Consider the following 19,929-nt stretch of genomic DNA (forward strand, 5'->3'; position numbering starts at 1 on the left):
TTTGAAGCTCAATCCTTTTGTTCAGGCCGGTATTGGCCTGTCGTTTGCCCTGTTGTGGTCCTGCCCCACCCTGGCGGCCCTGACCGATGACAAGAACTTTGGCCTGGAAGTGAAAATCACTGGCCAATCCGAAGACGACCGCGACCTCGGCACCCAGAGCGGTGGCGACGTCAACGGTATCGGCCTGGACCTGCGTCCTTGGGTCTACGGCGAAAGCGGCGCCTGGAGCGCCTACGCCATGGCCCAGGCCGTGACGTCTACCGACATCATCGAGACCGACACCCTGCAACAGTCCGATGACGCCACCCAACAGACTGACAGCGGCGACCGCGAAGCCAAGAAAAGCTACCTGGCGATGCGCGAATTCTGGATTGGCTACCGGGGGCTGACCCCTTACCCTGGCGAGCAGTTGAAGTTCGGTCGCCAGCGCCTGCGTAACGACGACGGCCAATGGCGCGACACCAACATCGAGGCCCTGAACTGGACCTTCGATACCACGCTATTGCGCGCCAACCTCGGCGTCGCCGAACGTTTCAGCGAATACCGCACCGATCTCAAGGAACTGTCCCCCAAGGACAAGGATCGCCTGCACGTCTACGGCGACGTGGGTTACCAATGGATGCCCGGCCAATGGGCCGGTATCCGTGCCCACCATTCCCATGACAATGGCAGCCTCGATTATCCGACCCCGGGCGAACCTACCGATACCCTGGACAAGACCCAGAACGGTGACATCTCCTGGCTGGGCCTGGAAGCCAATAGCGACGCCTACAACTGGCGCAACACGAACACCGTCAACTACTGGGCCAGCATCACCGGCATGAGCGGCGAGCGCGACACCGTCAACCCGCTCAACGCCGACGGCACGCGCCCGACAGAAGCCAAGCACAGCGATGACGTGGACGGCTGGGCCACTGACCTGGGTATCCGCCTGCGGCTCGATCCGCAATGGCAAGTCGGTGCAGCCTATGCCCGCGCCAGCGATGAGTACCAACAGAACGGCCTGCAGAGCAACCGCTCGAACTTCACCGGCACTCGCTCGCGGGTCCACCGTTTCGGCGAGGCTTTCCGCGGCGAAATGGCCAACACCCAGAGCGCCAGCCTGTTCGGCTCCTGGCAGCTGCGTGACGAATACGACGCCAGCCTTGTGTACCACAAGTTCTGGCGCGTGGACGGCAACAAGCCAGTGGGCAGCAACGGCATCAACGCCGTGGAAAACAACACCGACGACGTGACAGGCGCAATTCTGTCCACCTCGTCCCTGCCGCTGCGTGACGGTAACAAGGACTTGGGCCAGGAAGTCGATCTGGTAGTCACCAAGTACTTCAAACAAGGCCTGCTACCAGCCGCGCTGAGCCAGTCCATCGACGAGCCGTCGGCGCTGGTGCGTTTGCGTGGTGGGGTGTTCAAGCCAGGCGACGCCTACGGCAAAGAGGTCGATTCGTACATGCATCGCGCCTTTGTCGACGTGATCTGGCGCTTCTGATGCGAATGGCCATGGGAGTGCCCGATATGAACCGCTACCTCAGGAACAGCCAGGCGATGAAAGGTTCGATCAGCCTGTTGGTCGCAGCGATGCTGCTGGCCGGCTCGCCGGCGTTCGCCAACGTTGAACCGGTGGTCAAGCCGGGCAACGTGGTCAAAGGTCTGCAACAAGCCAAGACCTACACCGTCAGCACCGCACCGACCGCACCGCTGGAACTGGCCAAGCCGACCCTGCCCGACCTCTCCGGCTTCACCGCCGAAGCGGCCGAGAAGAAAATCGTGCGGACCAAGCCCGGCAAGATCAGTGTGCGCCGGATGATGCAGGAAAACGCCTTGAAGGACTTCATCGGCGGCGATAACAAGATGGCCGAGTGGGTCGTGCGTCAGCACGGCATCCCACAGGCCATCTTCCTCGACGATGGCTACATGAACCTCAAGGACTTGGCCAAGAAGGCGCCCAAGTACGTCATCGAATCTTCGCCAGGTGTCTACCTGGCGAAGATTCCGATCGTCGTCGGCCAGAAAGGCATCCTGGAAATCGACAAGCAAACCCAAGAACTGCGCCTGTCCCAGGAGGGCGGCGCGTTCCTGGTCAACGATGGCCAGATGTTCATTCGCGACACCAAGGTCACCGGCTGGCGCGAAAAGGACAATGGCCCCGCCACGTTCCGCTCGCCCAAGGAATTCCGGCCGTTCCTGCTGTCATGGGGCGGGACCGAGACCTACATCGTCAACACCAAGATGGCCAGCTTCGGCTACGCCAACAGTAAGTCGTACGGGGTGAGTATTTCCCAGTACACGCCGAACATGGCCAAGGTCCTCAAGCGCCCGGAACCGACCGGCTGGATCATCGGTTCCGAGTTCTCTGACATGTGGTACGGCTTCTACTGCTACGAGACCCGCGACTTTGTCGTCAAGAGCAACACCTACAAAGACAACATCGTCTACGGCATCGACCCCCATGACCGTTCCCATCGGCTGATCATCGCCGACAACACCGTCTACGGGACCAAGAAAAAGCACGGGATCATTATTTCCCGTGAGGTCAACGACAGCTTCATCATCAACAACAGAAGCTACGACAACAAACTCTCGGGCCTGGTGATCGACCGTAACAGCGTGAACAACCTGATCGCCTACAACGAGATCTACAAGAACCACACCGACGGCATCACGCTCTATGAGAGTGGTGACAACCTGTTGTGGGACAACAAAGTGATCAGCAACCGACGCCACGGGATCCGGATTCGTAACAGCGTGAACATCCGCCTTTACGAAAACGTGTCCATGGCCAACGGCCTGACTGGTATCTACGGCCACATCAAGGACCTGTCCGACACCGACCGGAACATCAAGCTCGACCCGTTCGACGCTCAAGTCTCGCTGATCGTGGTCGGCGGCGAATTGGCTGCCAACGGCAGCGGCCCGCTGTCCATCGACTCGCCCCTGAGCGTCGAACTGTACCGCGTGTCCATGCTCGCGCCGACCAAATCCAGCGGCATCAGCTTCACGGGAATCCTCGGCGATCGCCAAGATGAAATTCTCGACCTGCTGGTGCGCCAGCAGAAAGCCGTGCTGATCGACCCTGTCGAACGCCAGACCGAATTGCGGGACTGAGGATGACCTTTATGAACCCACAGATGATCAAACTTCTGGGCCTGTCCGCCCTGACTGCCGGCATTCTCGCCGCTACCAGCGGCGCGCGCGCCGACGAAATCAAGGCGCCGACCTTCACCGCCGAACCGTGCTGCAACCTGTGCCCTGCGGCCCATGATGCGAAGAACTACACCACGCGCTACCAGCAGAACTTCACTACGCTGGTGCAAGCCCAGGGCGACTGGCTGTTCCGGACCCAGGAAGACCTGCGTACCGAATTCAATACCACCCCGGCCGGCTACAAGCGCATGCAGCAGTTGCACGATGCGTTCAAGGAAAAAGGCATCGAGCTGGTACTCGTCTACCAGCCGACCCGTGGCCTGGTGAACCGCAACAAGCTCAACCCACAGGAAAAGGCCGCTTTCGACTACGAAAAGGCCCTGGGCAACTACAAGTCCATGCTCGGTCGTTTCGCCCAGATGGGTTATGTGGTGCCGGACCTGTCACCGCTGACCAACGAAAACCTGCCCGAGACCCTGCCGGCCCACGATTTCTATTTCCGTGGTGACCAGCACTGGACGCCGTACGGCGCCCAACGCACCGCCAAGATCGTCGCCGAGAAGGTCAAGCAGATCCCGGCCTTCGCCGACATCCCCAAGCGTGAGTTCGAGACCAAGAAGTCCGGCCGCATGGGCAAGACCGGCACCCTGCACAACATGGCCGGGCAACTGTGCGGTACCAGCTACGCGATCCAGTACATGGACCAGTTCACCACCGAGCCCAAAGGCGAGGCTGGCGACGGCGACCTGTTCGGCGATTCCGGCAACCCGCAGATCACTCTCGTGGGCACCAGCCACAGCGGCAAGAACTACAACTTCGCTGGGTTCCTGGAAGAAGCCATCGGCGCCGACATCCTCAACGTTGCCTTCCCTGGCGGTGGTCTGGAAGGCGCGATGATCCAGTACCTGGGCAGTGAGGAATTCCAGAAGAATCCACCGAAGATCCTGATCTGGGAATTCTCGCCGCTGTATCGCCTGGACCAGGAAACCATCTATCGCCAGATGATGGCGCTGCTGGACAACAACGGTTGCGAAGGCAAGCCGGCACAAATGAGCAGCAAGACTGCCCTCAAGCCTGGCAAGAACGAATTGATGGTCAATAGCAAGAATATGGACCTGCGTAACGGCAGTCACCAGATCGACATCCGCTTCGCCGATACGTCGGTGAAAACCTTGCAAGCCACCCTCTGGTACATGAATGGGCGCCACGAGGATATCAAGATCGAGAAACCGGATACCTCCGACACCGACGGACGTTTCGCCTTCCAATTGCGCACCGACGAGGACTGGGCTTCGCAGAACCTGCTGGCTATCGAAGTCCAGGGGCCTGAAGCCGGTAAGGAGCCACTGCAAGTCGAGGCGAAAGTCTGCAAACGCAACGTATCTCCGCAAGCCGAACAAACGGCTCAAATCGGACAATGAGGTCTCGTCTCATGACTAGAACCATGCGCACCCGAACGTTGAAAACGCTGCTGGCGCCGTCCCTGCTGACCCTGGCGATATTCGCCGGGGCCACGCAGGCGGCAGCCCCGCTGCGCCCGCCACAGGGTTACTTCGCACCGATCGAAAAGATCAAGACGGGCGACGCAGCCCAAGGCTGCGACGCGACACCGACGCCCTATACCGGCTCCTTGCAGTTTCGCAGCAAGTACGAGGGCTCCGACAAGGCCCGTGCGACCCTGAACGTGCAGTCGGAAAAAGCCTTCCGTGACAGCACCGCCGACATCACCAAGATCGAGCGCGGCGTCAGCAAGCAAGTGATGCAATTCATGCGGGACGGTCGCCCCGAGCAACTGGAATGCACCCTGAACTGGCTGACTGCCTGGGCCAAGGCCGACGCGTTGATGTCCAAGGACTTCAACCACACCGGCAAGTCCATGCGCAAATGGGCCTTGGGCAGCATGGCTTCGGCCTATGTACGCTTGAAGTTCTCCGACTCCCACCCACTGGCCAACCACCCGGAACAGGCGCAACTGATCGAAAGCTGGTTCAGCCGGATGGCCGATCAGGTGGTCAGCGACTGGGACAACCTGCCACTGGACAAGACCAACAACCATTCCTACTGGGCCGCCTGGTCGGTAATGGCCACCTCCGTGGCAACCAACCGCCGCGACCTGTTCGACTGGGCCGTCAAGGAATACAAGGTCGGCGTCAATCAGATCGACTCCGAAGGCTTCTTGCCCAACGAGCTCAAGCGCAAGCAACGGGCGCTGTCCTACCACAACTACGCCTTGCCGCCGCTGGCGATGATCGCCAGTTTTGCCCAGGTCAACGGTGTGGACCTGCGCCAGGAAAACAACGGCGCGCTCAAGCGCCTGGGTGACCGCGTGCTGGCCGGCGTCAAGGATCCGGACATCTTCGAAGAGAAGAACGGCGATGAACAGGAAATGAAGGATCTGAAGATCGATTCGAAATTCGCCTGGCTCGAACCGTTCTGCAGCCTCTACACCTGCTCCGAAGACGTGCTGGAACGCAAGCATGAAATGCAACCGTTCAAGACTTTCCGCCTCGGCGGGGACTTGACCAAGGTGTATGACCCTTCGCATGAGAAAGGCGAAAAAGGAAGCTGATGCCGTATCCCCTGCCTGACAGGGAACCTTGTGGGAGCGAGCTTGCTCGAGATTGCGGTCTGACATTCACCATGGATGTCGATTGACACTCCGTCATCGCGAACAAGCTTGCTCCCACAGGGAATGTGGTCTGTTTCGAATGTAATGAAGCCCCCCGGTTTTCATGGGGGGGTTTGGGGGGGCTCTGGCCCTTGACTGTTGATTCAACATGGAGAGATCGGGATGGTATTTTCATCCAACGTGTTCCTGTTCCTGTTCTTGCCGATCTTTCTCGGCTTGTACTACTTGAGCGGGCAACGCTATCGCAACCTGCTGCTGCTGGTCGCCAGCTATGTGTTCTATGCCTGGTGGCGGGTGGACTTCCTGTTGCTGTTCGCCGGCGTGACCCTGTGGAACTACTGGATCGGCCTCAAAGTCGGTGCCGCCGGCGTGCGCACCAAACCGGCCCAGCGCTGGTTGTTGCTCGGCGTGGCGGTAGACTTGTGCATCCTGGGCTACTTCAAGTACGCCAACTTCGGCGTGGACAGCCTCAACGCGATCATGACCAGCTTCGGTCTCGAGCCGTTCATCCTGACCCACGTGCTGTTGCCGATCGGGATCTCGTTCTACATTTTCGAGTCCATCAGCTACATCATCGACGTCTATCGCGGTGACACCCCGGCGACCCACAACCTGATCGACTTCGCAGCGTTCGTGGCGATCTTTCCGCACCTGATCGCCGGCCCCGTGTTGCGTTTTCGCGACCTGGCCGATCAGTTCAACAACCGTACCCACACCCTGGACAAGTTCTCCGAAGGCTGCACGCGCTTCATGCAGGGTTTCATCAAGAAAGTGTTCATCGCCGACACCCTGGCGGTGGTGGCCGACCATTGCTTCGCCCTGCAGAACCCGACCACCGGCGATGCCTGGCTCGGTGCCCTGGCCTACACCGCACAGCTGTACTTCGACTTCTCCGGCTACAGCGACATGGCCATCGGCCTGGGCCTGATGATGGGTTTCCGCTTCATGGAAAACTTCAAGCAGCCTTACATCAGCCAGTCGATCACCGAGTTCTGGCGGCGCTGGCACATCAGCCTGTCCACCTGGCTGCGCGATTACCTCTACATCACCCTGGGCGGTAACCGCAAAGGCACGTTGATGACCTATCGCAACCTGTTCCTGACCATGCTGCTCGGTGGCTTGTGGCACGGTGCGAACATCACCTACGTGATCTGGGGCGCCTGGCACGGTATCTGGCTGGCCATTGAAAAAGCCGTGGGCATCAACACCTCGCCACGCAGCATCAACCCGATCCGCTGGGCATTGACCTTCCTGCTGGTGGTCATGGGCTGGGTGATCTTCCGCTCCGAGAACCTGCACGTGGCCGGTCGCATGTACGGCGCCATGTTCAGCTTTGGCGACTGGTCGCTGTCGGAACTGACCCGCGCCAACCTGACCGGCCTGCAAATCGCCACGCTGGTGGTGGCCTACATCACCCTCGCCTTCTTCGGCCTGCGGGACTTCTACACCAACCGTCCGCCGGTCAAGACCAAGCCTGAGGTCAATACCGAAGCCAATGGCCCGGCCACGGCCCAACCGGGGCTGATCAAAGCGGTACCGGGTGACAACCCGTCGGCTATCCACGAACCAGGCTACACCGTGGGTGTCGAAGCCCAGGTGCAACCGGCCTACTGGACCGCGGACTGGTCACGCTACGCGATGCGCGCCCTGGTGCTGCTGTTGTTCATCGCCTCGATTCTCAAACTCTCGGCGCAAAGCTTCTCGCCGTTCCTTTACTTCCAGTTCTGAGGGATCTGAACATGACCCGCTCATTACGCATCTTTTACATCGCATTGTTCCTGCTGCTGCTGACAGCACTGGGCCTGTGGTCGATGCGCAGCTTCTTCGGCTTCAGCACCAACCCTGACGCAACCGTACTCAACGGGCGCTGGGCCAAGGCCGTGGAAACGCACTACGACGACGAGTTCCCGATCAAGCGCCTGGGCACCAATATCTGGGCGGCACTGGACTACAAGCTGTTCAACGAAGGCCGCAAAGGCGTGGTCCTGGGCCGCGACCAGTGGCTGTACAGCGATGAGGAGTTCAACCCGATCGTCAATGAAGAGCTGAACCTGCAAGGCAACTACGCGCTGGTCGAAGGCGTGCGCCAGAAGCTCAAGGAACAAGGCATCACCCTGGTGATGGCGATCGTGCCGGCCAAGGCGCGCTTGTATCCGGAGCACATGGGTGAAGTGAAGCCATCGAGCATTCACGCCAACCTGTACCAGGATTTCCACGCTCGCGTGGCGGCAGACAAGATCCTCGCCCCTGACCTGCTCGGCCCGCTGCAAGAGGCCAAGCAGAACGGCCAGCAAGTGTTCCTGCGCACCGACACCCACTGGACCCCGGAAGGCGCGCAAGTGGCCGCCGAGAACCTGGCCAAGGCGATTGCCGAGAAAGCACCGCTCAACGGTGAGCCGCAGCGTTTCGTCACGGAGCCCGCGGAGAAAATCACCCACAAGGGCGACCTGCGTCAGTTCCTGCCCCTGGACCCATTGTTCGAAAACCTGATGCCAGCCCAGGAGCCGCTGGTCAAGCGCAACACCCGCGAAGCCGACGACCAGCCGGCCGGCGATGACGCGCTGTTCGCTGACACCCAGGTGCCCGTGGCCCTGATCGGCACCAGCTACAGCGCCAACCCGACCTGGAACTTCGTCGGTGCACTCAAGCAAGCCCTGCACAGCGACGTCGTGAACTACGCCGAAGACGGCCATGGCCCGATTCTGCCGATGCTCAGCTACCTCAAAAGTGACGCCTTCAAGAACAGCCCGCCACAGGTGCTGATCTGGGAGTTTCCTGAACGTTATCTGCCCGTGAACAACGAAATCGGTGACGCCGACCCACAGTGGGTCGCAGAACTCAAACAAGCCGGCGCTCGTCAACAGAACGTCGCAGCTAACACTCAATCCGAGACGCCCGACCGGGCGCAAAACTGAAAGAGAGGTCCACCATGACTTTCAACACTACTCCTCGCCGTCTCGCTGCTCGCTCCTTCAAGGCCCTTGCCCTCGTCGCCAGCATGAGCGCCCTTTCACTGTCCGCCTTTGCAGGTGATTCGGCCCTGTATGGCCCAGTCGCACCAAAAGGTTCGAGCTTCGTACGTGTCTACAACGCCAGCAACGCCGAAGTCAGCGCCACCGTTGGCAGCACCAACATCAGCGACGTAGCCCCCTTGGCCAGCAGCGACTTCAGCTTCATGCCCGGTGGTGACTACAGCGCCAAGGTCGGCAGCCAGACCGTGCCGGTGAAACTGGCTTCCGATCACTACTACACCCTGGTCAACAACGTCAGCGGCCAACCTCAACTGATCGAAGAGCCGCCGTTCAAAAACAAGCAGAAGTCCCTGGTACGCGTGCAGAATCTCACCGACAAGGCACTGACCCTCAAGACCGCCGATGGCAAGACCGAAGTGGTGCCGAACGTAGCGGCCAAAGGCCGTGGCGAGCGTGAAATCAACCCGGTGAAAGTGACCCTGGCTTTGTTCGAAGGCGACAAGAAAGTCGGCGAGCTCAAGCCCGTGGCCCTGGAGCGCGGCGAAGCGGCCGTACTGTACGTCACAGGCAGTGGCAGCAGCCTGTCGCCAGTGTGGGTGAAACGCCCGGTATCGACCCGCTGATGAGTTTTCCTGACTGACGCTTTCCTCCTGTGGGAGCGCGGCGTCATTCGGGCACGGAACAACAACAAGAGAGTGAAACGACAGAACGCAGTAGCTCTAAAACCATTTCGATTTGTAGGAGTAACAAACATGATTCCGGTGATCTTGTCAGGTGGTAGCGGCTCACGTCTTTGGCCGCTTTCGCGCAAGCAATTCCCTAAACAGTTCCTGGCCCTGACCGGCGAACACACCCTGTTCCAACAGACCCTCGAGCGCCTGGTGTTCGAAGGCATGGACACGCCGATCGTGGTCTGCAACAAAGACCACCGGTTCATCGTCAACGAGCAACTGAGCAACCGCAAACTGGAAGCCCAGCGCATCCTGATGGAACCGTTCGGCCGCAACACCGCACCGGCGGTGGCGCTGACCGCGATGATGCTGGTCAATGAAGGTCGCGACGAACTGATGCTGGTGCTGCCGGCCGACCACGTGATCGAAGACCAGAAAGCCCTGCAACGTGCCCTGGCCCTGGCCACCGTGGCCGCCGAGCGTGGCGAAATGGTGCTGTTCGGCGTACCGGCCACCAAACCGGAAACCGGCTACGGCTACATCAAGTCGACCAACGATGCGCTACTGCCTGAAGGCGTGAGCCGCGTCTCGCACTTCGTCGAAAAACCCGACGTCAAGCGCGCCACCGAGTTCGTCGACGCCGGCGGCTATTTCTGGAACAGCGGCATGTTCCTGTTCCGCGCCAGCCGTTTCCTCGAAGAGCTGAAAAAGCATGATCCGGACATCTACGACACCTGCCTGCTGACCCTGGAGCGCAGTGAGCAGACCGCAGACACCATCACTTTCGACGAAGCCACCTTCGCCTGCTGCCCGGACAACTCCATCGACTACGCCGTGATGGAAAAAACCCAGCGCGCCTGCGTGGTACCACTGTCGGCGGGCTGGAGCGACGTCGGTTGCTGGGCGTCGCTGTGGGAAGTCAATGAAAAAGACACCAACGGCAACGTCACCAAGGGCGATGTGGTGGTCCAGGACAGCCGCAACTGCATGATTCATGGCAACGGCAAACTGGTGTCGGTGATCGGCCTGGACAACATCGTGGTGGTCGAAACCAAGGACGCCATGATGATCGCCCACAAGGACAAGGTCCAAGGCGTCAAGCAGATGGTCAACACCCTCAACGCACAGGGCCGTACCGAGACCCAGAACCACTGCGAAGTCTATCGCCCATGGGGTTCCTATGATTCGGTGGACATGGGCGGTCGCTTCCAGGTCAAGCACATCTCGGTCAAGCCGGGCGCGTGCCTGTCACTGCAGATGCACCACCACCGCGCCGAACACTGGATCGTGGTCAGCGGCACCGCCGAAGTGACCTGCGACGAGAACGTGTTCCTGCTCTGCGAAAACCAGTCGACCTACATCCCGATCGCGTCGGTCCACCGCTTGCGCAACCCGGGCAAGATCCCGCTGGAAATCATCGAAGTGCAGTCCGGCAGCTACCTGGGTGAAGACGACATCGAGCGTTTCGAAGACATCTACGGTCGCTCCACCCCGGTTGAGCGCGGCGTCTCGGTGAAAACCATCGCGCAGTAAACCTTCGCAAAAGAGAAGCCCCCGTCCAGCCCACTGCGTCCCCTATCCGCAGTGGGTTGGGTGGGGGCTTTTATCAAACAAGTTCAGACTTCACTGATCCCAACTCATGGTCCGAACGCGTACAACTCCGCCACCAAGAGACTCTCCGCTAAAAAGATCTTCAGCTAGCAAAGCCACCTCCAGTTCATGATCAATATTCAGTGGCGCATAATAAACCCCGTTCCAATCAACGGAACCCAAATTATCTGGCTCTGGCGGTAGGCCGACATAATGCACAGACCACTTCGCAACAACGGGAAGGCCATTCTGCTTTCTAATTGAAAGCTGTACCGTTCCGCCAGGAGTAATATTCGTGGATTGAGAGTCTACAACCGAGAAACCACTACGCTCTTCCTGATTGGGTGTGTGTTCCTGACTAAGGATCGAAAGCATATGAACCAGTTCCACAAAAACTTCAGTGGCAATACTTTGATCCTTGGCCATAGCCCTGACCATAAAGGGTAAAGTACGATTATAAGACCCAGCCTCGGGAGCTCTATACACCCCATCGGGCCCAATCGTACCGATATTCCCTGCCATCATTGGGATCAACGACCAAGTTACATCAACGGGTTCGTGTCTATTATCTAGTGCCTTAAAGTTGACCTTTGTCCCAGCGTAAACGACCATAGGTAAAGAAGCGATGGATAAAGAATTTTCACTTTCGGAAACTTTAAACTTACTGCCTGTTGAGCCGCTCATATTTTTTTCCTCTATTTAGTTACTGCACACTCTCAGCCCCACCACAGCATTTGCCTTCCAAACGATCACACTGTCAACTAACAGAACAGATAGTTGACAAAACATAAAGCCCAATATAAAGCCATCACAAATGAGCTACGCCAGAATAAGACGCAGAGTCATTGCGAAGTTCGAAATAAGGTCGCCATGCATCATCAGGGGCCTTGACGCTGCTGGCGGATCATCCACCGGCACATTGAATGTTCATTGCCTTGCCCCTTAGGTAGGATGGTGTCCACTCATCCCCGGAGCGTTCAGATATGCTCATCGGCGTCCTGCTGGTCATCACCTGGCTCATCCTGCTGTTGCGCTACCCGGCCAAGGCCTTGCCGGTCTCCCTGGCGGCGTTCGTCGGCCTGGGCCTGGTGGCCGCGTGGGTGCTCTGGCAGGAAAACCGTGAAACCCGGCAGTTGGAGCGCCTGGAACTGCGCCTCACCTACGCCCCCGAACACTGCCCCGCCGACCGTCCACTGCTGCTGAACATGAACAATGGTAACGATGTGCCGTTGACCGAACTGCGTTGGCGGATCGCCGCCTACGCGCCCGGCGATACCATCAACCTGGCCGACAACCCCTACACCGCGCCCCGCTACCGGGGTCCGGGCGAACTGCAAGCCGGCGCCAGTTGGCAGGACTGTCTGCCCCTGCCAGCGCTGCGCCCTGGCTATCGCCCGCAAACCCTGGAGTTTCGCGCCGAGCGGTTGCAAGGTAGTTTCTCCAACTGATTGCCTCCACCACTTTTGCACAAGGAACGCGCCATGCCCGTTGCGTTGATTACCGGATGTTCCAGCGGCATCGGCCGCGCCCTCGCCGACGCCTTCAAGGCTGCCGGCTACCAGGTCTGGGCCACTGCGCGCAAAGTCGAGGACGTGGCAGTGCTCAACGCTGCCGGGTTCACGGCGGTGCAATTGGACGTGAATGACGGTCAGGCCCTGGAGCAGTTGAGCGAGCGGATCAACCAACAGCACGGTGGCCTCGATGTGCTGATCAACAATGCCGGCTACGGCGCCATGGGGCCGCTGCTGGACGGCGGCGTACCGGCCATGCAGCGCCAGTTCGAGACCAACGTATTCGCCCTCGTCGGCGTAACGCGTGCACTGTTTCCGGTGCTGCGCCGGGCCAAAGGCCTGGTGGTGAACATCGGCAGCGTTTCCGGTGTGCTGGTCACGCCGTTTGCGGGTGCCTATTGCGCCTCGAAGGCAGCGGTGCATGCCCTGAGCGATGCGCTGCGCATGGAACTGGCACCGTTCGGCATCCGCGTGATGGAAGTCCAACCCGGCGCCATTGCCTCCAGCTTCGCCAAGAATGCCGGGCACGAGGCCGAACAGTTGATCAGCGAGCAATCGCCCTGGTGGCCCCTGCGCGACGGCATCCGCGCCCGGGCCAAGGCCTCCCAGGACAACCCCACCCCGGCCAGCGAATTCGCCGATGGGCTGCTCAAGGCTGTACAACATCCCAAGCCACCGCGCCTGCTGCGCCTGGGCAATGGCAGCCGGGCCTTGCCGTTGATGGCCGGATTGCTGCCCAAGGGGTTGCTGGAGAAGGGGTTGATGAAGCGTTTTGGGCTGGGAGGGTCGCTGTAGCTGCTGGAAAAGCAGGCGCTATTTCTGTGGCGGACACAAAAAAAATGCCCACCGAAGCTCCAATGTGGGAGCGGGCTTACTCGCGAAGGCGTCGGCACAACCAACATATTCGCAAGCTGACCCACCGCTATCGCGAGCAAGCTCGCTCCCACAGGGGAATTGCAGTGATCACAAAATCCAAGCTCACCACAAATCAAATGTGGGAGCGAGCTTGCTCGCGATGACGTCGGCACAGTCAACATCAATACAAGCTGAATGGCCTCAACGCTCGCCCTGGGGCTCGACCACCACCGTACATGTCATCCCCGCCGCCAGCAGCACACCCTGCGGCACTTCATCGAGATGAATCCGCACCGGCACCCGCTGGGCCAGGCGCACCCAGTTGAAGGTCGGGTTCACGTCGGCGATCAGTTCGCGGCTTTCGGGGTTGTCACGGTCGTAGATGCCACGGGAGATGCTTTCCACATGCCCCTTGAGCATTTCACCGCTCATGAGCTGCAATTGCGCCGCATCACCGATCCGCACCTTGGGTAACTTGGTCTCTTCGAAGAAGCCATAAACCCAGAACGAATTCATGTCCACCACCGCCATCTTCGCCTCGCCGATGCGCGCGTAGTCGCCACGGTGCACGTTGAGGTTGGTGACGTAGCCGTCCACCGCCGCGCGGACTTCGGTGCGCGCCAGGTTCAGCTCGGCCGCCTCCAGTTGCGCCTGGGCGTTCTGGTAATCGGCCAGGGCCGAGTCGGCGATGTTGCTGGCGTCGTCGCGGTTTTCCCGGGAGATCACCAGGCTGTCCAGGTCGGCTCGGCGATGGGCGTTGACCTTGCGCATTTCCCAGGTGGCCTTGCGCGACGCCACCAGGGCGCGCGCCTGTTTGACCGCGATGCGGTAGTGCTCGGGGTCGATGCGCAGCAGCAGGTCACCCTTTTTTACGGTTTGGTTGTCGCGCACCGGCACCTCGACCACCTCACCACTGACATCGGCAGCGACGTTGATGATGTCGGCCCGCACCCGACCATCGCGGGTCCAGGGGGTGTTCATGTAATGCACCCACAACGTACGGCCAATCCACAGCGCCAGGGCCAGCACCAACAGCGTCGCCAGCAGGCTGAAAAACTTTTTCATCGCATCGATCTCAACGGTAGACCGTCAGCGCCAGCGCGCCGAACAGGCAGGTAAACAGACTCAGGCGCAGCAACGCCGGGTGCCAGAAGAAGCGGTACAGGTCCAGCCCCGACAGGAAGCGATCCAACGCCCAGGCCAGGGCGGCGGCGATGAAAAACATCAGAGTCATGGTGGGCATGTACACGCCGTGGAAGGCGATCTCACGGGGCATGTTCAGGTTCCTGGGGAAGCGGTGTGGCATGCGGCATGGCATAGCCGGCCAATGGCGATTGCGGGTCGAGCAGCGAAGTACGGATGAAATGCAGGTAGCTTTTCACCCGGCGCAAGGCCGAGGTATCGAAATGCGGGGCAAAAGGTTCGTCGGTGGCTTGCACGCGGCTGATGGCGTGATCCACTGCCACCAGGGCGCGCTCCAGGTTGCTCGGGCCCGGCTGGCGGAACAGCCGCACCAGCGCCCGCCCCATCACGCGGATCGCCTGGCGCCACGGCTGGCTTTCGGCATAAGCCGGATGCACGGGCAAAATCGCCTGCTCCTTGCGCAACTCGATAATCGCGTGGCCAACCTCCAGCACCACGAACATCCAGCGCAGCAATCCCCGTTGCACCTGGGGCTGCCCCGCCGCCAGCCCGTAGGCTTGGTGCAGCAAATCGCGGGTACCACTTTCGAAACTTGACGCCAGGCCCTTGAGCTTGCCGCTGATGGCATACACCACTTGCTCGCGCAGGTCCTGTTCGAGCCGGCGCCACAACCAGCGGCTGTTGGGCGGCAGGATGATGGCCCCGGCGGCGGCGCATACCAGCATGCCGAGGATCATCGCGATGTAGTCGTTGATGAAGGCATAGGGGTTGTAGACCGTCAGGTTGTCCGGCACCGAACCGGTGCTGAAAAAGATCAGCAGCCCCAGCCCGACTCCGGCGTATTGCGGCCTGGAACTGAGGAACGAACCGAGCATGATCACCGGCGCCAGCATCACGCAAAGCAACGGGAAGCCATCGATCAACGGGAAGACGAAAAACATCTCGACGAAGCCGATCAGCGCCCCGAGCAAGGTGCCGCAGGCCATCTGGAACGCCATGCGCTTGGGGTTCGGCGTCGCGGCCGACAAGCCCACCGTAGCGGCGGCGATCATCGTCATGGTCGCGCCGCTTGGCCAGGCCGTGGCGACCCAATAACTGCCCAGTACCAACAGGATGAAGGCGGCGCGAAACCCCGAAGCCGCCGCAGCCAAACCATTGGTCTGTGGCACGAACGGTTCGTCCCAACGCTCGCGTTCGTGCCGATGATCGGCCAGGGACGCGTGGGTCAAGGCGTAGCCATGCAAGTCGTCGACGAAGCGATAAAGCAGTTCGTAGGCCGTGTGAAAATCCAGTTGCTGCGCATCACTGGGCGCCGTTTCCTGGAACAACGCCCGCAGCCGTCGCACCTGGGCCGGCAGCTCGGCCTTATAGTCGGCCAACGCCACCGCCAGGCGCGCCGCATCGGCGTCGGTCAAGGCTCGCGCACTAAAGCTGTCCAGCAGTTCGGCCAGGTTTTGCAAACCAGGCTTGATGGCACTGACCACATGATCGGCCGCGCTGCTGCGCAAGCGCTCGAGCAACTGATGCAAGGCATTGAAGCGGGTGGTGATACCCATGAATTCGCTATTCAGGCGGCTGAGCCGGCCGTTGCGCCGACGCATGTGCGGGTCTTCGAACACGGTCACGCTGCGCAGGCTTTCCAGGCCTACGGCTTCCGCGATGAAGCCCACGTTGCGCGCCTCGAAAGCCTCTCGTTTGCTGCGCCCGCGCAAGCCATCGGTCACGAACAGGGCAAACACCCCAAAGCGCTGGTACAAGGCATTGCGCATGGCGGCACTGGCGGTTTGCGGCAGGATCGCGGCGCTGACCAGGGTGGCACAGACAATCCCCAGGGAAATCTCCAGCACCCGCCAGACCGCCGCCATGAACGCGCCTTCCGGATGGGCCAGGGCCGGTAGGCCGATCATCGCCGCGGTGTAGCCAGCCAGCACGAAACCATAGGCCCGGAAGTTGCGATAACGCGCGGCACCAGCCGAACAGACCCCGACCCAAATGGCCAGGCTGCCGAGAAACAGTTCGGTGTTCTGGGCGAACAGGGCGATCAACGCCACCATCACCGTCGAACCGGCCAAGGTGCCGAGGAAGCGATAGAAGCTCTTGGCGAACACCTGGCCGCTCTGGGGTTGCATGACGATGAACACGGTGATCATGGCCGTGCGCGGCTGCGGCAGTTCCAGGCGCATCGCCAGCCACAACGTCAGGAATGCGGCGAACAGGACCTTGAAGATATAGACCCAGGTCACCCCATCGCTGCGGGCCCAGTCAAAAAACCCACGACGCCATTCAAGGCGATACAACCTGCGGGCAGGGGCGAATAAAGACATCACAATAGACCTACTCGGCATGGCTCAAGTCAGGAGTGTCGGTGCCGGCTTCCAGCCCACCGCCCAGCGCCGTCACCAGGTCGGCATGGGCACTCAATCGCGCCGCCTCCACTTGCTGCTGCACCTGTTGCTGCTTGAACAACAGGCTTTGGGCATTGAGCACGTTGAGGTAATCCGTCAGCCCGCGCTGGAACGCCACCAGCGCAATGTCGTAGGTGCGCTGGGCGGCCGCCACCGACTCGGTGGCAAAGGCTTGTTGTTTGTCCATCGATTCACGACGAATCAACTGATCGGAAATGCTCTTGAGAGCCTCCACCAACGTCTGGTTGTAGTGGGCCACGGCGATGTCATAGCCGGCCGCCGCCTCGCCCAACTGCGAACGCAAGCGCCCACCGTCGAAGATCGGCAACGTAATCGCCGGCCCGACGTTGTAGGTGAGCTTCTTGCCGGTCAAGAACTCCAGCGCCCCGCCGCCGGTGGCCATGTAGCCGATGCTGGCGACCAGGTCGACGTTGGGATAAAAACCGGCGCGAGCCACATCGATGCCCCGCGCCTGAGCGGCCACTTGCCAACGCCCGGCCACCACATCCGGACGCTGGCCGAGCAGTTCGGCGGGCAATGCCGACGGCAGTTTCAAGGGTGCGCCGAGGGCCAGGGTCGGACGCTGCAACCGCGCGCCCTCTCCTGGTCCCTTGCCCGCCAGCGCCGCCAACTGATTGCGGCTCAAGGCAATGGCTTCGTCGAGGGCGTCGAGTTGGCGATGGGTCTCAGGCAACGGCGCCTGGGCCTGGCTGACTTCGAAATGGGTGCCAATGCCGCCGTCCAGGCGCTTTTGCGCCAGCTCGAGAATCTGCTCTTGTTGATGGAGCGTTGCGGCAACGATATCGCGCTGGGCGTAGTGCAACGAAAACTGGATGTAGGCGCGCACGATGTTGTTCTGCAACTCCAGTTGCGCCTGCCGTGCCTGCGCCACGCTGACGTGAGCCAGGTCGACGGCCTGCTCACTGGCGTTGCGCTCGCGCCCCCACAGGTCCAGGGCATAGCTCAAGCCCAGGCCGGCATTGTTGTCCCAGGTGGTGGTGTCGGCGAGTTCGCCAGGGCCATAGAACTGATCGGCGGGCCAGTTGTGACGCTTGAGGGTCGCCTGGCCATTGATCTGCGGCGCCTCTGCAGCCTCGGCCACGCCCGCCAGCGCCTTGGCCTGGCGCACCCGGGCCACCGCCATGGCCAGGCTCGGGCTATCGTGCACGGCCAGGTCGATCCAGCGATTCAACTGCGGGTCGCCATAGGCGCTCCACCACTGGCGGTTGGGCCAGTGGGCGTCGCGGGCGGCCTCGCGGATGGCCGCATCGGTAGCCAATTGGTTGGCCGGTAATACCTGGCTTTGCGGCCCAATCCCTCCTGTCCCGATGCAACCACTGATGGTTAATGTCAGAACCCAAACACTGAGAGTCTTCAGCTCTCTGCTGATGCAACGCGGCACTTGCGCAAAATTCCTGAGAGGGGGGGCATGACGACGAGGATGGCTGCCTGTTAACGCAAAACTTGTGGGAGCGAGCTTGCTCGCGATGGCGCCCGGCCATTCATCTCAAATGTTGAATGTGACGGCCTCATCGCGAACAAGCTCGCTCCCACAGGTGCCCGCCAAGGCCCGCTCCTGCTTTGGCGGCAATTCTAGGCATCGCCCTCGCCGGCGATAAGCCGACCTTTCTGTGAATCTTTGTTACCGTTAACGCGATAATCCATTAGTCGGGGTCCCGTAGCGCTGTAACTTCATGTCACAATTTGCCACCGCCCAAGAGAGCCCTCCATGGACACTTTGCAAAACATGCGCGCGTTCAGTTGTGTTGCCGAAGCTGGCAGTTTCACCGCCGCCGCCGCGCAACTGGACACCACGACAGCCAACGTCTCGCGCGCAGTTTCCAACCTGGAAGCCCATCTGCAAACGCGCCTGCTCAACCGCACCACCCGCCGCATTGCCCTGACCGAGGCCGGTAAACGCTACTTGCTGCGTTGCGAGCAGATCCTGGCGTATGTTGAGGAAGCCGAGGCCGAGGCCAGTGATGCCCACGCCCGTCCCGCCGGGCAGTTGAAGGTCCATACCATGACCGGCATCGGCCAGCATTTCGTGATCGACGCCATCGCCCGTTACCGCAAGACCCATCCAGACGTAACCTTCGACTTGACCTTGGCCAACCGCGTACCGGACATCCTCGACGAGGGCTACGACGTGTCCATCGTGCTCGCCAGCGAGTTGCCGGATTCGGGCTTCGTTTCCCAGCGCCTGGGCATCACCTACAGCATCGTCTGCGCATCGCCCGCCTACGTGAAAGCCAGCGGCTGCCCGCAAAAACCCGGCGACCTGCTCAACCACGCCTGCCTGCGCCTGGTCAGCCCGGTCATTCCGCTGGAAAAATGGGTATTCGACGGCCCGGAAGGCCAGGAAATGGTCACTATCAACAGCTCACCGTTCCTGGTGAATTCCGCCGATGCGATGAAAACCGCGATCACCAGCGGCATGGGCGTAGGGGTATTGCCGGTGTACGCCGCCATCGAAGGCCTGCGCAACGGCACGCTGGTGCGGGTCATGCCCAACTACCGCTCCCAGGAGCTGAACCTCTATGCCATCTACCCTTCGCGCCAATACCTGGATGCGAAGATCAAGACCTGGGTCGAGTACCTGCGAGGTTCATTGCCGGAAATCCTGGCGGCGCACCAGGCCGAGCTGACGGCTTATGAGCTGAGTGGAAGCCTGGCGGGCGCACGGGCAGCAATCTGAAGTCACCGCCGTGCGCCGAGGATGATATTCAGCGCTTGCCCATCGAACGGCGCGTGCCGGGAGGCGCAGCGCCCGGCGTCTTGGTATGACCGTTTTTCGCGCCGTTCTTGTACCACGGCTGTTGCCCGGCACCTTTGGCTGCCGCCAGCTCACCAGGTTTGAACGGGAATTTGAAAGCCGGGATCGCCGGGTTGACGTTCTCGGCGCTGGAAACATCGCTGTCGGCTCGGTCGGCCTGGTCGCCGTCCGAGCTTTCGTGCGCGGGCGAAGGTGTTGGGGAAGTCATGTAAAGCTCCGGGTAATGCATGCAAGTC

General features: G+C 60.8%; 17 protein-coding genes. 11 read left to right on the top strand and 6 right to left on the bottom strand.

Going from position 1 to position 19,929, the window contains the following annotated elements; all coding sequences use genetic code 11:
* Position 1 precedes the first annotated feature (1 nt).
* The 8 genes from SGN16_RS24030 (at position 2) to SGN16_RS24065 (ending at position 10,946) form a co-directional block, all read left to right on the top strand.
* Positions 2-1,486 (top strand): alginate export family protein, encoded by a 1,485-nt coding sequence (locus SGN16_RS24030; protein ID WP_281728985.1) that lies wholly within the window; start codon positions 2-4, stop codon positions 1,484-1,486.
* 26 nt (positions 1,487-1,512) lie between these two features.
* The gene (gene algG / locus SGN16_RS24035) at positions 1,513-3,102 is read left to right on the top strand and encodes a mannuronan 5-epimerase AlgG (protein ID WP_210640707.1); all 1,590 of its coding nucleotides are present in this window, start codon (positions 1,513-1,515) and stop codon (positions 3,100-3,102) included.
* 11 nt (positions 3,103-3,113) lie between these two features.
* Complete coding sequence (locus SGN16_RS24040) at positions 3,114-4,562, top strand: alginate O-acetyltransferase (protein WP_210640709.1); 1,449 nt, start codon at positions 3,114-3,116, stop codon at positions 4,560-4,562.
* A 23-nt stretch (positions 4,563-4,585) separates the two neighbouring features.
* On the top strand, positions 4,586-5,710 hold the full coding sequence (locus SGN16_RS24045; protein ID WP_210645401.1) for a mannuronate-specific alginate lyase: 1,125 nt from the start codon (positions 4,586-4,588) through the stop codon (positions 5,708-5,710).
* A 222-nt stretch (positions 5,711-5,932) separates the two neighbouring features.
* Positions 5,933-7,498 (top strand): MBOAT family protein, encoded by a 1,566-nt coding sequence (locus SGN16_RS24050; RefSeq protein WP_210640711.1) that lies wholly within the window; start codon positions 5,933-5,935, stop codon positions 7,496-7,498.
* 11 nt (positions 7,499-7,509) lie between these two features.
* On the top strand, positions 7,510-8,685 hold the full coding sequence (locus SGN16_RS24055) for an alginate O-acetyltransferase (protein WP_210640712.1): 1,176 nt from the start codon (positions 7,510-7,512) through the stop codon (positions 8,683-8,685).
* A 14-nt stretch (positions 8,686-8,699) separates the two neighbouring features.
* Positions 8,700-9,365, top strand: coding sequence for an alginate O-acetyltransferase AlgF (locus SGN16_RS24060; RefSeq protein WP_210640714.1), 666 nt, complete (start codon positions 8,700-8,702; stop codon positions 9,363-9,365).
* Positions 9,366-9,494: 129 nt separating this feature from the next.
* Entirely contained in the window at positions 9,495-10,946 is a 1,452-nt protein-coding gene (locus tag SGN16_RS24065) for a mannose-1-phosphate guanylyltransferase/mannose-6-phosphate isomerase (protein WP_210640716.1), read from the top strand.
* A 90-nt stretch (positions 10,947-11,036) separates the two neighbouring features.
* Here the strand turns inward: SGN16_RS24065 and SGN16_RS24070 are convergent, their stop codons facing one another.
* Positions 11,037-11,687, bottom strand: a complete 651-nt coding sequence (locus tag SGN16_RS24070) for a hypothetical protein (RefSeq protein WP_335945564.1) — start codon at positions 11,685-11,687, stop codon at positions 11,037-11,039.
* Positions 11,688-11,986: 299 nt separating this feature from the next.
* On the opposite strand from SGN16_RS24070, the gene SGN16_RS24075 reads away from it, so the two are divergent.
* Together SGN16_RS24075 and SGN16_RS24080 are read left to right on the top strand one after the other, a co-directional pair.
* Positions 11,987-12,451 (top strand): multidrug transporter, encoded by a 465-nt coding sequence (locus SGN16_RS24075; RefSeq protein ID WP_335945565.1) that lies wholly within the window; start codon positions 11,987-11,989, stop codon positions 12,449-12,451.
* Positions 12,452-12,484: 33 nt separating this feature from the next.
* Positions 12,485-13,309 carry an SDR family oxidoreductase gene (locus SGN16_RS24080; RefSeq protein ID WP_210640722.1) on the top strand — a complete coding sequence of 275 codons (825 nt, stop codon included), beginning with the start codon at positions 12,485-12,487 and terminating at the stop codon, positions 13,307-13,309.
* 261 nt (positions 13,310-13,570) lie between these two features.
* Here SGN16_RS24080 and SGN16_RS24085 read toward each other — a convergent pair whose 3' ends face one another.
* The 4 genes from SGN16_RS24085 to SGN16_RS24100 are packed head-to-tail and all read right to left on the bottom strand — an operon-like array spanning position 13,571 to position 18,319.
* The gene (locus SGN16_RS24085; RefSeq protein ID WP_335945566.1) at positions 13,571-14,434 is read right to left on the bottom strand and encodes an HlyD family secretion protein; all 864 of its coding nucleotides are present in this window, start codon (positions 14,432-14,434) and stop codon (positions 13,571-13,573) included.
* A 10-nt stretch (positions 14,435-14,444) separates the two neighbouring features.
* A complete protein-coding gene (locus SGN16_RS24090) occupies positions 14,445-14,645 on the bottom strand; it encodes a DUF1656 domain-containing protein (protein ID WP_024617598.1) in 201 nt (66 codons plus the stop codon).
* On the bottom strand, positions 14,635-16,839 hold the full coding sequence (locus SGN16_RS24095) for an FUSC family protein (protein ID WP_335945567.1): 2,205 nt from the start codon (positions 16,837-16,839) through the stop codon (positions 14,635-14,637). The genes SGN16_RS24090 and SGN16_RS24095 overlap by 11 nt, the downstream gene beginning before the upstream one ends.
* A 7-nt stretch (positions 16,840-16,846) precedes the next feature.
* Positions 16,847-18,319: an efflux transporter outer membrane subunit gene (locus SGN16_RS24100; protein ID WP_335945568.1), complete on the bottom strand. Its 1,473-nt coding sequence runs from the start codon at positions 18,317-18,319 to the stop codon at positions 16,847-16,849.
* A 327-nt stretch (positions 18,320-18,646) separates the two neighbouring features.
* Between SGN16_RS24100 and SGN16_RS24105 the strand changes: the two genes are divergently transcribed.
* On the top strand, positions 18,647-19,615 hold the full coding sequence (locus SGN16_RS24105) for a LysR family transcriptional regulator (RefSeq protein ID WP_210640729.1): 969 nt from the start codon (positions 18,647-18,649) through the stop codon (positions 19,613-19,615).
* 28 nt (positions 19,616-19,643) lie between these two features.
* Here the strand turns inward: SGN16_RS24105 and SGN16_RS24110 are convergent, their stop codons facing one another.
* Positions 19,644-19,901: a hypothetical protein gene (locus tag SGN16_RS24110; RefSeq protein WP_210640730.1), complete on the bottom strand. Its 258-nt coding sequence runs from the start codon at positions 19,899-19,901 to the stop codon at positions 19,644-19,646.
* Positions 19,902-19,929 lie beyond the last annotated feature (28 nt).

Source organism: Pseudomonas sp. G166 (assembly GCF_037027455.2).
Lineage (GTDB): Bacteria > Pseudomonadota > Gammaproteobacteria > Pseudomonadales > Pseudomonadaceae > Aquipseudomonas.

Bases quoted from the DNA above. Each gene is read 5' to 3' on its own strand.
- algG (WP_210640707.1), top strand. From the start codon at position 1,513: ATGAACCGCTACCTCAGGAACAGCCAGGCGATGAAAGGTTCGATCAGC.
- SGN16_RS24040 (WP_210640709.1), top strand. From the start codon at position 3,114: ATGAACCCACAGATGATCAAACTTCTGGGCCTGTCCGCCCTGACTGCC.
- SGN16_RS24045 (WP_210645401.1), top strand. From the start codon at position 4,586: ATGCGCACCCGAACGTTGAAAACGCTGCTGGCGCCGTCCCTGCTGACC.
- SGN16_RS24050 (WP_210640711.1), top strand. From the start codon at position 5,933: ATGGTATTTTCATCCAACGTGTTCCTGTTCCTGTTCTTGCCGATCTTT.
- SGN16_RS24055 (WP_210640712.1), top strand. From the start codon at position 7,510: ATGACCCGCTCATTACGCATCTTTTACATCGCATTGTTCCTGCTGCTG.
- SGN16_RS24060 (WP_210640714.1), top strand. From the start codon at position 8,700: ATGACTTTCAACACTACTCCTCGCCGTCTCGCTGCTCGCTCCTTCAAG.
- SGN16_RS24065 (WP_210640716.1), top strand. From the start codon at position 9,495: ATGATTCCGGTGATCTTGTCAGGTGGTAGCGGCTCACGTCTTTGGCCG.
- SGN16_RS24070 (WP_335945564.1), bottom strand. From the start codon at position 11,687: ATGAGCGGCTCAACAGGCAGTAAGTTTAAAGTTTCCGAAAGTGAAAAT.
- SGN16_RS24075 (WP_335945565.1), top strand. From the start codon at position 11,987: ATGCTCATCGGCGTCCTGCTGGTCATCACCTGGCTCATCCTGCTGTTG.
- SGN16_RS24080 (WP_210640722.1), top strand. From the start codon at position 12,485: ATGCCCGTTGCGTTGATTACCGGATGTTCCAGCGGCATCGGCCGCGCC.
- SGN16_RS24085 (WP_335945566.1), bottom strand. From the start codon at position 14,434: ATGAAAAAGTTTTTCAGCCTGCTGGCGACGCTGTTGGTGCTGGCCCTG.
- SGN16_RS24090 (WP_024617598.1), bottom strand. From the start codon at position 14,645: ATGCCCCGTGAGATCGCCTTCCACGGCGTGTACATGCCCACCATGACT.
- SGN16_RS24105 (WP_210640729.1), top strand. From the start codon at position 18,647: ATGGACACTTTGCAAAACATGCGCGCGTTCAGTTGTGTTGCCGAAGCT.
- SGN16_RS24110 (WP_210640730.1), bottom strand. From the start codon at position 19,901: ATGACTTCCCCAACACCTTCGCCCGCGCACGAAAGCTCGGACGGCGAC.